11 protein-coding genes are annotated in these 12,245 nt (G+C 60.9%); all 11 read right to left on the bottom strand.

Going from position 1 to position 12,245, the window contains the following annotated elements:
- Positions 1–18 precede the first annotated feature (18 nt).
- Positions 19–393: a hypothetical protein gene (locus tag ASS64_RS15285; protein WP_054523295.1), complete on the bottom strand. Its 375-nt coding sequence runs from the start codon at positions 391–393 to the stop codon at positions 19–21.
- Positions 394–516: 123 nt separating this feature from the next.
- On the bottom strand, positions 517–1,470 hold the full coding sequence (gene dmeF, locus ASS64_RS15290; protein ID WP_054523294.1) for a CDF family Co(II)/Ni(II) efflux transporter DmeF: 954 nt from the start codon (positions 1,468–1,470) through the stop codon (positions 517–519).
- A 130-nt stretch (positions 1,471–1,600) separates the two neighbouring features.
- Entirely contained in the window at positions 1,601–2,539 is a 939-nt protein-coding gene (locus tag ASS64_RS15295; protein ID WP_054523293.1) for a DUF2493 domain-containing protein, read from the bottom strand.
- 219 nt (positions 2,540–2,758) lie between these two features.
- The gene (locus ASS64_RS15300; protein ID WP_054523292.1) at positions 2,759–3,199 is read right to left on the bottom strand and encodes a hypothetical protein; all 441 of its coding nucleotides are present in this window, start codon (positions 3,197–3,199) and stop codon (positions 2,759–2,761) included.
- Between the two features lie 11 nt (positions 3,200–3,210).
- Positions 3,211–4,140 carry an ArdC family protein gene (locus ASS64_RS15305; protein WP_054523291.1) on the bottom strand — a complete coding sequence of 310 codons (930 nt, stop codon included), beginning with the start codon at positions 4,138–4,140 and terminating at the stop codon, positions 3,211–3,213.
- A gap of 175 nt (positions 4,141–4,315) precedes the next feature.
- Positions 4,316–5,872 carry a hypothetical protein gene (locus tag ASS64_RS15310; RefSeq protein ID WP_054523290.1) on the bottom strand — a complete coding sequence of 519 codons (1,557 nt, stop codon included), beginning with the start codon at positions 5,870–5,872 and terminating at the stop codon, positions 4,316–4,318.
- Positions 5,869–7,803 (bottom strand): toll/interleukin-1 receptor domain-containing protein, encoded by a 1,935-nt coding sequence (locus ASS64_RS15315; RefSeq protein WP_067696367.1) that lies wholly within the window; start codon positions 7,801–7,803, stop codon positions 5,869–5,871. The genes ASS64_RS15310 and ASS64_RS15315 overlap by 4 nt, the downstream gene beginning before the upstream one ends.
- Before the next feature lie 233 nt (positions 7,804–8,036).
- Positions 8,037–10,010 (bottom strand): ParB/RepB/Spo0J family partition protein, encoded by a 1,974-nt coding sequence (locus ASS64_RS15320; protein WP_054523288.1) that lies wholly within the window; start codon positions 10,008–10,010, stop codon positions 8,037–8,039.
- A 378-nt stretch (positions 10,011–10,388) separates the two neighbouring features.
- A complete protein-coding gene (locus tag ASS64_RS15325) occupies positions 10,389–10,745 on the bottom strand; it encodes a type II toxin-antitoxin system RelE/ParE family toxin (protein ID WP_064305634.1) in 357 nt (118 codons plus the stop codon).
- Between the two features lie 3 nt (positions 10,746–10,748).
- Complete coding sequence (locus ASS64_RS15330) at positions 10,749–11,018, bottom strand: type II toxin-antitoxin system Phd/YefM family antitoxin (protein WP_010240558.1); 270 nt, start codon at positions 11,016–11,018, stop codon at positions 10,749–10,751.
- 59 nt (positions 11,019–11,077) lie between these two features.
- The coding region (locus ASS64_RS15335; protein ID WP_198147735.1) for a strawberry notch C-terminal domain-containing protein at positions 11,078–12,245 on the bottom strand (1,168 nt) is incomplete at its 5' end.

The raw sequence follows: 12,245 nt of genomic DNA on the forward strand, positions 1-12,245 counted from the left end.
GCAGCGCGGTGACGGTCGTCAGGCGCGAGGGGGGCGCTTCAGTCGGTCGGCAATGTCGGAAGCGAGCGCTTCGGCGGGAGGCGCATCGGGAACCACAACCAAGTGAGGAACCGAATTCTTCTGCACGGTGCTGGCAAAGCTCGCCCCATGATGACAATGGCCGTGCCCACACACGCCGTGTTGCTCGGTCGGCGCATCCGGATCGCCCGGAACTTCGTCAGTAGCTGCGGATGACGCGGACGCGCTGTCGAGCGAAACCAGAACGGGCGTGCTTCCGGGCGCCACTTCGGCGCCGCAAGCAGCAGCATCCGCCGCCGTCACGAACACCATCGCGACCAGCATGAGCAGGACGACGAAAGGATGCAGGACAAGGCGACGATAGCTTGTGGTCATGGATTCCGACGGCTCCTAGCAAACCGGATCAAGATTGCAAGCTCCGTAACACGATGAAGTATAAGTCGTTTGTTACAGTATAACAGTCCTCGAATACTGTTTCGGTCTTTTAGAACGGCGCGATCAGGCCGCGCGAAGCTCGGGATGGGGATGCTCGCAGCGATGCACTTCGATCGTGACGTGCACATATTCCGCATGCTCTGAAAGTCGGCTCGCATAATGGTCGGGCGCGAGCGGATCACCGGCGATGAGCGAGGCGATGACCGCATACTTGCCAGGGCCGATACGCCAGATGTGCAGATCGCCGATCGCGGCGTCCCGGTCCTCTAGCGCCTCGCTCACTTCTGTGTATCGTTCAGAGTCCGCCTCGGCGTCGACAAGCACGGCTGCGGTATCGCGCAGCAGCGACCATGACCAGCGCCCGATCACGAATGCACCTACCAGACCCATTGCTGCGTCCATCCATGCCCAGCCGAGGTACATGCCGGCGAGAAGGGCCACGATAGCCAGGACCGAGGTCAGGGCATCGGCAAGCACGTGGAAATAGGCGGAGCGCAGATTGTTGTCGGCATGCGCATGGTCGTGGTGATGATGATGGTCGTGATCATGCCCATGGTGATGATCGGCACCAAGCAGCCAGGCACTCGCGAGGTTCACCACGAGGCCGAGCAGGGCGATCCAGATCGCCTCGGTATAGGCAATCGTGAGCGGACTGACGAACCTTTGAGCCGATTCAACCGCGATCCCGATTGCGAAGATGGCGAGGACAAGCGCGCTCGCGAAGCCGACGAGGTCGCCCACCTTGCCGGTACCGAATGTGAAACGCGGGTTGTTCGCATGGCGCCTGGCAAACCAGTAGGCAAAGGCCGCGACGCCCAGGGCACCTGCGTGGGTCGCCATGTGGATACCATCGGCGAGAAGCGCCATCGATCCGGTCCACAGGCCAGCGACGATTTCGACCACCATCATCGCGGCGGTCAAGGCAACGACATAACGCGTGCGCCGCTCATGGGCGTCGTGCGAGGCGCTCAGGAAGTTGTGATCATGGGCGAGCGGATTGGAGTCGGCGTGGTGCATGCGGGGCTGATAACCCGAGATGCCTTCCCAAGAAATCCCCTCTCCAACCGAAAAGGCAATCGATGACAATTGTCTGAGATGGTCGCCGCAGCCAACCGATGGTAGACATGCTGCAGCGACCAACAGACTATTATCCCTTAGTCTTGGATCCGGACGTCACGGTCCTGCGATCGACCACGGTGATCCGGCGCGTCTTGGCGTCGATCACTAGCCGTTCAGTCACGCCATTGCCCGGAAAGGCGACAACGTAACGCGGATTGAGCGAAAGCATCTGCTCGTTGCGCTTGAACCCGGCGCGGGCACCAAGCCGACGATCGAGCGAATACGTCAGCTGCTGGACTTCGCGGCGCTCGGCCCAGCTCGCTGCCAGACGATCGGCACCCTTGCCGTCGCCGCCATGGACCAGGAAGAGATCGGGAACCGCATCGCGAACCTTGTCCAGCGTCGCCCAGATATTGTCGGCATAGACACGCGCATCTTCTGCGTTTTCGAAGCTCTGGCGACCACCGGCGAAGACGATTGGAGTGCCTTCCGGGATCAGGGCGTGACGCCGGTTCTCAGCACGTGCGCGAAGGAAGTCGCGGGCATCGATCACAGTCGAGGTAAGGTTGCGCGAATGGCTCGTGCGCGAGCCGGAAACGGGCTTCCACGAGGAACCGGTCTCGTCGCGATAGAGTGCTGCCGCAGCCTCGCGCATCTGCTCGAAGGCAAGCATGCTGGCTTCGGCGGCCTGCGCGCGCTCTACCTGCTCTTCCAGATTGCTCGAATGCACTTCGGAGCCATCGGCCGATGCGAGCAGAACACGGATTTCATCGCTGGCCCGGTCGAGCTGAGCCGACTTGCGGCTGGCTGCGCGGTGAAAGAGATTGACCATGCCCCAGGCAATGTCCTCGGCATCGGCCTCCAGGGCCGTGTCCGAAAACATCGCGAAAAGATCGGACCAGACTGCAGCGAGGGTCTGCTCGATCGCATCCTCGCAGGGAAAGTCGGTCTCGTTGAAGGGGGCTGGCCTGATGCTTAGGCCCGAGAGATCGAGACCGTTCAATTGGTCGATGAAGCTGTCGTACATGGGGTGTCTCCTGATCGCGGGGACAAGGAGAGGAGGCACCATTGCCTCGGCCCTGTCCGCCGGAGCCCGATCAGGGCCGGGACAAGGGGCGTGACGCACCGCGTAGCGGGAAACCTGCGGCCCTAGGCTGGCGCGGGCAACACGGGCCGACGGGCCGCAGGTTGCGGCGCGCCCCGACCGGCCCAAGGGCCTCTCCCGGCGGACAGGGATGAGGCAGGATCAGGTCCCGATGTCGCAGGTGGATCGGGAGCGCTCGAAGATCGCTTCGCCATTCGAGAATCGCCCGACCAGGCGCAGATCCCCGAACAGGTCAATAAAGCGTCCCGACACCTGGGCGAGCCAGTGCCGTGCCCTTGCCGTTCGTGGGACGTAGAAATCCGCCTCCCAGTATCGGGCATCGTCACGCTCGACGAGCCAGATCGCGGCGAGACCGCAATAGGTCGATATGCCGCAATCAGCGAAGGCATTGCGAAGGAGGATACGATCTTCGCGGCCGCGCCATCCATTGAAGCGCTCGAACGAAGGAAAGGCCGCTTTCGCGGCATCGATGACCTCGTCGACGAGGCACTCATAGACCCAGTCGATATCTTCGTCTTCGCCGTCATCGAGCAAGCGAAAGGCCACTACGGAGCCGGTCGGGTAGCTGACGGAACGTCCCATCTCACTACTCCTTAGGCTGCATCGGCGAGATCGATGTCGGCCTCGCCTTCACGGGATTGATGGCCTCCAAGTTCGAGCAACAGGCTGGCAGCTTCTTCGGCCTTGGCCGCGGCGGTCAGGATCGCGCGCTCGTCCGATTTGAGGATCTTGAGCCAGGACGCGATGTAACTGGCGTGATGGTCGAGGTGGGTGACCGGAAGGCCCAATTCGGCTCCAAGGATTGCCGAGGACAGTTCTGCGATCAGTTCTTCTGCTGCGTAGGCGTCGCTGCCGAAGCGGTTCTTGAGATCGCGGTCGAGCCGCGAAGAATGCCCCGTCCAGTGCGACAACTCGTGTGCGAGCGTCGCGTAGTAGTGGTCGTAGGCTTCGAACAGTTCGGCTGGCGGCATGGTGACGCGGTCGCGCAGCGGCTCGTAGTAGGCCTGCGAGCCATGATGGCGCAGGTCTGCGCCAATATGGGCAAAGAAAGCATCGAGCCGGTCTTCGCGTCCTTCTGGCTCAAGCGCGGCAACCAGCGACTTGGGAAAGTAGAACTCGGGCAGGCCGTCGCACTGATCGGCGTTGAACACGGCATAGGCCTTGAGCACGCGCCGGTTCTCGGTGTCAGCTTCGCCTTCGGCGTTCTCGACCTCTTTGGTGTAGCTCTTGTAGAAGATCGCGAGGGTCGATTTTTCACCCTTGCGGACTTGTCCGCCGAGCGCCTGACACTGGCGATAGGTCATCCAGTAAGGCGAGGTATAGCCGCAGCCATCGGCCACCATCCACAACCAGAATGTGTTCATGCCGCGGTAGGGTGTCCCGCAGCTCCGCAAGGGCCGCGAGACCGGCACACCGCGCCATGGCTTGACCCAAGGCTTGGTGCCTTGCTCGAGCTTTTCGATGATAGCGGCGGTGATGCTCTGAGCCGGCGAAGTCGATGCAGCGCGACGGGACTTCTTCATGGGAGTTCTCCTGATCGCCGAGACCGAATTGTCCCGGTTCAGGAAGAGCAAAGCTTCCTCCCCTCTCATTAATGAATGCCGCTACGAGTCTTCGTTTCGGACCTGTTGCCGCGCGCGACGCTATCCCAATAGCGGACAGCCAAAAGGACATCTCGCAAAGAATGTGCCGCAACAATTAGACATAGAACTTGAAGGGCTGCTTCTCCTCTCCCTTTGCCGAGCCCATGGTGAGGACATCGCCGACCATACGGGCGAACCGCACAGTTACGGGCAGGCCGTCATTGAAGTTGCAGGAATTATAGTTGATCTTGGTCAGTCCCATGATGTCTTGTAGCACCGTCAGGATATTGGGTTTGGCGAATCGGCTTCGCAGCACAGTAATGTGAAGCGGATTGGGTGTTTCCGGACCTATATAGGTATCCAGCTGGGGCACGTAGCCTGACGACCAAAGGTAGGCGGTCTGGTCGTCAAGCAAAAGTGCCGTGCCGCGCAGGACCGGATAATCCCCATCGCGAAAAAGCTTTGTTTCACCGCCAGTTGATCGGATTCTAACCCCTACAAGGTTGGTTTCAGCCGGCACTGCCGCGACGAAGCCCTGCCACTCTTCGTCGTTGAATGTCGTTTGCCCGTGAATGAATAGTTCAGCTGGCGGGGCTCCATGTGTTTCGATGTAGGTCTCGAGGACGAGTTCCATGAGCTCTCGGGCGGCCCGCGGCTTGAGATGGAACTCGCGGTCGCCCGTCTTCCAAGGGCCATTGGCTCCGCGGAAGACGACGCCGTCACCTTCGTTGAGAAACATCTGTGCGGCGCAGCATGAATGACCGTCAGGATCGTTAGGCAGGCTTTTGTAGACCATCCCGATATAACAAACGCCTTGGCGCACTTCGGCTAGGCGCCAGGGTGGCTTTGGCTGGGTCTTGTAGTAGAGACCCGTTGCCAGATTCCAGGCAGTGGTCGCGGCATCCTGCGTATTGCGGATCGGGTAGCCTGCCTTGTTCAGGAATGCCCCTGGAGCGAGCGTCGTTTCGCGCACCAGCTGAGTGGGGGCGATCCTTAGGAACTCTGCCTTGATACGGCGGTGAAAGTCCGGGACATCTTCGAAGATCCGCTCGCCGCTCTGGTCGATGATTCCCGCCCCTGACAGGAGCGGCAGGTCTGCGCGAAACTTTTGCTTTTTGCCGAATTCTCCCTTGACCAAGGGCAAACCGGTGCGGCGAGATTCCGGACGGCAGCGCTCATAGACGATTTCGGGCAGGACCAGCACCCAGACATCGATCGCCTTCTCCTCGTTGCGCAGATACTTTTGCACGCGATCGATGTAGAGACTGGCCACCTGGTCGACCGCCTCATTGAGGTTGGTCACGCGCGTGGCCCTGTCGATATCCGCGAGCGGAATTGACAGCACGCTGCATTCGTCGGGATCGAAGGAAATGCCGAATGCCTCTTCGAGCCCGGGGAAATTTGCCAGATGCAACCGGTCCGCCTTTTCCCCTTTTCCCGGCGGCGGAACCTCAACCGAGCGGAGCAAAGAACGCGACCAGCTCCGGAAATGCGCGAGACCTTCGGGCGTGCCGACCACGCCGACCCTAATCTCCTTCGTTTTCTTGGCTTTGGCCAGCGGGCCGTAGAGAAACAGCCCGTCCTTTGGATGCGGACTCTGCTGGCCGAAAGCGAACTCAAGCTGCGGTTCAGCGAGGTGCTCAACCTTGAGTTGCGTCTCCGGGAACCTCATGCCGAATCCTCTTCCAGCGACAGCTCGGGTCTCCCGAGCGTACTGGCGTCAGTTTCCTCAGCGTCCGGATCCAGCAGGTCTGGAAGGACCGTGCTGACAGGCGAGGTAAACAGGATCGGAGAGGCATCGAGCATGAGCGAGCGCGTACCGCCAAGCTTGAGGCGGATATAGGCGGACTCACCCGAGAGCAGTTCGAGGAAGGCAAGCAATCGGCCATGCCATTGCTTATTGCGCCAGCCCTTGCAGATTGATCTGCGCAATCGATGCATCTTCTTCGCATCGTCGATCTGCAAGCCTTCGGGGGTGCCGTTGTCGTCCGCGAATAGAACGCGGGATTTGAGTCTTAGATGCCAGAAGGGCCACAAGACTGGCGTGGCGGTCACGCCGAACTGCCAGATATGACCCTTGGCAATGTTGCGGAGCATCGAAGCGCGTCGTTCGCCTTGCCGCCCCCAAGGGATCAGTTTTCCTATCGGCGCTAGCTCTGGCGACGCATGAAAACCGATTGAACTGGAGTAATTGTATTGCAGCAGGCCTCGCTCACGACAGTAGCTGATCCAAGCCTCGCCAAACATCTGCACCAGCATCTTTTGCGCGACCTGCCGCACGATCGCGAGTTCGGCCCAGCCATGCTCAGCAAATTCCTCAATCGGCAATTCAGCGGTGAGCTCGAAACGGCCGATTGACCCGAGCTCAGCCTCGATGTCGCCTAAGTCCGCCATGCTGACAATCCCGCCGCGATGGGCAATTGCCGGGTATGAAAGCGTCTTGGCGGCGATGGCACTCGTTTGTTCGGTCTGAGCACCCATTGCGGAAAAAAAGCGGATCGTGTCGGGCGCCTCGAGAACCCTGAGCCAGTTCGAGGTTAAGGGCTCGGGATCGGTCGACAATTCTATGCTGCGACGCCGCCGAAACAATTCCCAATTCAGGTTGATCGCAACGCCGTCGGCACGCTGAGGCACCTTCTGCCGGCGCAAAGTCTCCAGAAGGGTCTGCAGTCCTTCGCCCCATCCGCGCACGAAGTCGACCGGCCGAGCATCCCCGATCCCCTTGATGCGATTGGTCGCTTCAAGTCTCAATGGTATCATGAAGCGGCTGTCATCGATCGCTTGCGCCACTTCCAGAGCGAGATCGATATTGTCCTGAACGTTTGTGTCTGCGGTTGCCGCCGCCGAGACGCAGATCAAGGCCTTGGCTGCGCGATGTTGCAGGACCAAGCCTTCCTCGCGTCGCCATCTGTCTCCAGGCTCAAGTGAGAGGATATCAGCAAAGACAGTGTACCCTTCTGCCTCGAGCTTGGGAGCGAGCCAGAGCGCGAACTCGTCGTCTGCGGGATGGGTCTTAATCAGAAACAACACGTTGCGTTCGAAATTCGACGCCTTTTCTCCTTCGCCTTTCGCCTCATTTGATTGACCAAGCAGGTCGGAGAAGATTTCTGGGAGATCCTGCTTGGTACCCAGCGCCTCGACGACTGCGTCGGAGACGATGGACCGCAAGGCTGCGGTCGACCCCTGCCAAAGCGCCGGATGAGCCTTCTCGATGTCAGGAAATTTGCGCAGCAGGGCGTTTAGATCCGCAGGACCGAAAATATCACCGGGAGACTGGAGAGAGGGCCCGATCTTCTCGGCGAGCGTCTGTTTGCGAGCTGGCGTTAGGTCACATGAAGTTGCCAGAAGATAGCGGCTAGGCGCGAGCTGATCGATCTTGGCGCGCTCGCTCGCCATCGCCGAGTTCAGTTTGGAAAAGCCCGAGCGCAGATAGTGCTTTGCCTGCAAAATGACGCTGCGGTCGCTCTCGGCGTATCGGCCATCGATTCCCTGATCCGGTCCTTCTGCGAAACGTTCAAACCGAACCGCAAGCTCTGCCCCGATGAGCGCGTTTGCCAGTTCTTCGAACTCACTGTGCGACAAGGAAGCGAAATCGTAGGTCACCCAATTAGATGACGTTTCTGGGAGACGTGCGTCAAGTAATTGAGCAAGTTGCCCAAGGTTTTCGTGGGGATACATTGGCATTCGCCGATCTCCTGAAAGAAAACGGCTGCTTTCTCCTGCCTGCTCACCAAAACCCAACGGTCTGCAACCGCCCCGAAATTTGACACGGAAAAGGCGGCCCGTCCCGGAAGGGACGGACCGCCCGCCGAGTGACCTGGACCTGTCAGGAGGGGTCAGGCAGCCTGCTCGGCAATCTCGTCAGTTTCTACTGCGTTGACCGCTTCGTCTTCTTCGCGGTCGGACAATTCGCCTTCTTCGGAACCGGCGAAACGCATGATCGGCGGAACCCAAGCCTGCGCCCGCTCCTTGACCTCAGACTCGCCAATGAAGTTGCCGGAGAAGATGCGCTCGGCAGCGCTCGCCAATTCGGCCTTCTTCGATGCAGCGTAGCGACTGACCAGTTCGGGACCACCGGCAGCATCGAGTGCCTCGAGCGTGCGGGCCTTGGCCACGCGGTCGAAGTAGTTCGCCGCCGTGGGACGCCACCAATGCGCGGTCTCGATTTCCAGGAGCGAGCCCAGAGCCTCATGCATAGGCACCGAGCGCTCGCCTTCGCAGGCCAGGCTCGCGACAAGCGTGCGCGAGACGACATGACCAAGCCAGGCCGAGCGCCCCTCGTCGGATAGTGCCCGGAACCTGGCAAACCGCTCAACATCGCTTTCGCCAGAGCGCCAGCTTTCATCGAGCGACCCGGCAAACTCGGCCAAAGCAGCACTCGCGGGCGCATCCTTGGCCTCGAACCCGGTGACCGGGCCGGACGCGACAGAGCCGACAAGCGTCGACGCCTTCTTGGCGCGCCAGTCGTGCCCATCGGCATCGGCGAGCGTGAAGACCATGAAGTCGAGCGCCAGTGCCGGATCGTTGGCGAGATGGATTGCCAGGATGTCGCGGCGTTGCATCGCGAGCTCGTCGAGCAAGCGCTGGGACAGCGAGCTACCCTTGGGCTTCGCCGTTCCGCTGTCCTCGACTGCCTCGATAGGACCTTCCTCAGCGATGACTTCGGTCTTGGTATAGAACTGCGGGACCAAGGTCGGCTCGCCATTACGCGAAAGGACGAGGAAGGCACCAGCCTCGGATTTCAGCTCATCGGCGAGTACTGGCGGCCGATCATTGAGCGCGCGCATGGCGCGGTCGATCACCACGAGTTCCTCTTCGGCCTTGGCGACCTCGTCTTCGTCGCTGTCTTCGTCTTCGAGCACGGCGGCGACGCGGTCATAGTCAGCCTCGAGTTCGCCAAGCTCCTTCGCTTCCTGTTCCGTCATCGGCGCAGGTTCGCAAGGCAAACGGCTCAGACCTTCGACAAGGTCATGACTGACATAGGTGCCCAGCGTCGGGTGCACCCAGGCAAGGCCATATTCGAGCGCGATCCTTTCGGCGGCTTCTTCCATGGCCTTGTGCGCGAGGTCTTCGAGCAGCGCGACATCGATCCAGCTCTCGCTGGCATCATCGTCGAACAGTTCGCGCTCGATCCGGCCGCCTGCGGCGAGATAGGCATCTCGTAAGACGAGAACCGCGCGCGGATCGGAGCCATGAACAGTTGCATCGAGCACCATGCGGCGGATCGTGTCAGGCGTGATCTGGTACCAGGCGTCCTGCAGCTCGGCATAGACATGCGCCTGGCGCTCGACGTCGGAAATCGCGCCATAGGCTTTGGCCATGTCGAGCGTAATCGTGCCTTCGGCGAGCGCTTCGAAGACGCAGGGTGCGAGACTTGCTAAGCGCAGACGCCCTTCGACGAATCGGACGGTGAGGCCGAAGCGGCGCGCCACGTCTTCGGTGGTAGCGCCTGCCTCGATGATCGCCGCGAAAGCCTGCGCTTCGTCGGCCGGGTTCATCGCGAGACGCTGGAAGTTCTCGGCAAGGCTGGCCTCGCGCACTTCGCTTTCCTCGCCTTCGATGACGAGGCAGGTAACTTCGTGGTTTTTGGGCAAGGTACCCTCTTCTGCCAGCGCCTGCAGCGCGGCGAGGCGGCGACCACCGGCCTCGACCTCGAACTTGCCGCGCTTTCCTTTGCGCACGACGAGGTTCTGCAGCAGACCGCGCGCACCAATGTCTGCCCGCAGCTGGAGGTCAGCCAGCACATCGCTCGACTTGCGAACGTTGCGCGGGCTCGGGACGAGCTTCTTCAAGGGAATCGACTGGATCATGGGTGTTCTCCTGATGGAATGAAGGCGCAGGTGAGGATCACGAGGCCCACAAGCCCAACGGGCTCCCTCCACTCTCTTCAATGGCTGTGGCGACCATTTATGCTACCGGGATGGGGCGATCAGGGATCGGCTGAGATCCGTCCATGAGAGCAGTTGTTCTCGATGCGCGAACCCATTCGCAAGCCCGTCATCAGCGGGCACAGGCAGATCAGTCGCCCGGACTTGAGGAAGGACGTGATCAGGCTCCGGCGTACGCGACACGGGAGCTTATCGGTTCATTCAGACACACGGAGGGGAGGAGAGAAGGGGAAACCTAAGCGCAATCGGAGGCAGCGCTCAGCTTCATCCGGACCCTGACCTCTTCAGCGGAGCCTATGCCTATCCGCTGCTAAGCAAGCGCTCTTCGAGAAGCGTCCGAAAATCCCGACGCGCATCAGCGATTACGAACACGGTCACCTGACCGGGTGCCGGCTCGGGCTGATACCCGTAGATTATGCGGAACGGAAAGCGCGACAATTGCCGAAAGTCGGTGATCCCGAGAGCCTCAAGTTCCGGTGGAACCGGTCCTTTCTCAGGATTGTTCACAAGGGATTCGATAGACGCGACAAGGTCATCCAGCAGTGCGTCCGCACCATCGTCGCCATCCGGCCCGCGCTGCGTCAAGCGGCGCTGCCAGATACCCGCGAGATCGCGCTCCGCACCGGAGGTGATCTCGATCGCTACGGCGGCCGTCATCATTCAGTTTGACTTACCCCGTACGCGATCCGCAAGGCCTGCCACCGGGCGGGTCCGACCGGCGGCAACATCGGCCTGTCCGAGCGCCAGAAGTTTTAGCAGAGCGAGCGTTTCCTGTGCGCGCTCGTAGCTGGCGACATCCTGCAGAACTGCCTTGGCTTCGCCATTCTGCGTGATGACCATTGGCCCGGCGCCATCTCCAATCTCCCGGATAATTTCGGCGCTGTGGGCCTTCAGATAGCTGATCGGTTTGATGCGCTGGTCCAGCTTCATAGAACACCTTAGGACTGAATTTGGTCTCTATATAGACCAGTTTAGGGCAAATGAGAAGTTCAAGGCTCGATTGCGATGCTTTGGAGGATCTCGCTTGCTCTCGACACCGGTGCAAATAGCCGCGTGCGGTAACGGATGATCTCGGTGAAGCAGCCCTTGCCCTTGTACCACTCGAGGCGTTCCGGCGAGAATCCGGTCAGTTCAAGGCGCTGCTCGCCTCCCACCAGCGAGCGCTTTACGGTCAAGGCATCGTGGCTTGTGAGGCCCAGCGGTTTGCCGCTGACGAGGACGAGGTCGCCGATCTGCTCAGCCGATGGTCCGGTAACTCCGGAAAGGCCAAAGGTATCGGCGATCGCAGCGAGATCGATATCGAGCACTTCGCGGCCAATGATCGACTGGCCGTCCTCGGCAACGAGCCGGGTGACGCGGACATGATCGCCCGGCAGGCGCTTCCAGACAGGGAGCAGCAAACCAGTGGCGAGATGGACACGCTCGGTCACCGGTGAAGCGGCGGCCTCTTCTTCCTCGGCCCGCCAGGCGCTGGTGAATGCAGTGACGCCAATTTCCTCCCAGTGGCTCTCAGCGAGTGCGTCAAGCGTCCAGTTCGCGGACTTGAGCGGTCGCAGAAGGCGCCGACGTTCGATCACGGCCCCGTCGTCGGCGATGAGACGCCGGGCTGGAACCGACAGCGCAACCTTGCCCGACCGCGCATTGCGCATCGGGACCGCGTGCGGGCTGCCGATCTCGTGCATCCGCACCAGTCGCTGCAAGCGCAAAGGCCGAAGGTGCCTCGTCACTTCGAGCGAGACGAGGCGTGTTTCGGCTCCGGTCAAGGGATCGGTGCGCAGGAGTTCATCTGCCAGGACCGTAAAACGATCGACCCTCACGGTCTCCAGTCCCTGGTCGAGCGTCCCCGCCTCGCGAGCGGCCTCGATCCGCGCCTCTACCAGTCCGAGATATTCCTCGAAGATCGCGTTCTGGAGCGCGATCGGGAGCGCGAGGATGCGGTTGAGCCAACGCTGGATTGTGGGAAGATTGTCGGTCAGCCCACCATCGGGGTTTTCAAGCCGGAGGCCGGTACGCTCGACGAAATTGCCGAACGTGGTGGCTTCGAGCTTGCCGTCATAGAGCAGCTGAAACCAGCGGCTGAGCGCATCGCGCGCATAGTCGCTTTCAAGATTGTCTGCCGGATCGAACAGGTTCTGTCCGCCGGTCTGGCGCTGGCCA

The organism is Erythrobacter sp. AP23, assembly GCF_001542855.1.
GTDB lineage: Bacteria > Pseudomonadota > Alphaproteobacteria > Sphingomonadales > Sphingomonadaceae > Qipengyuania.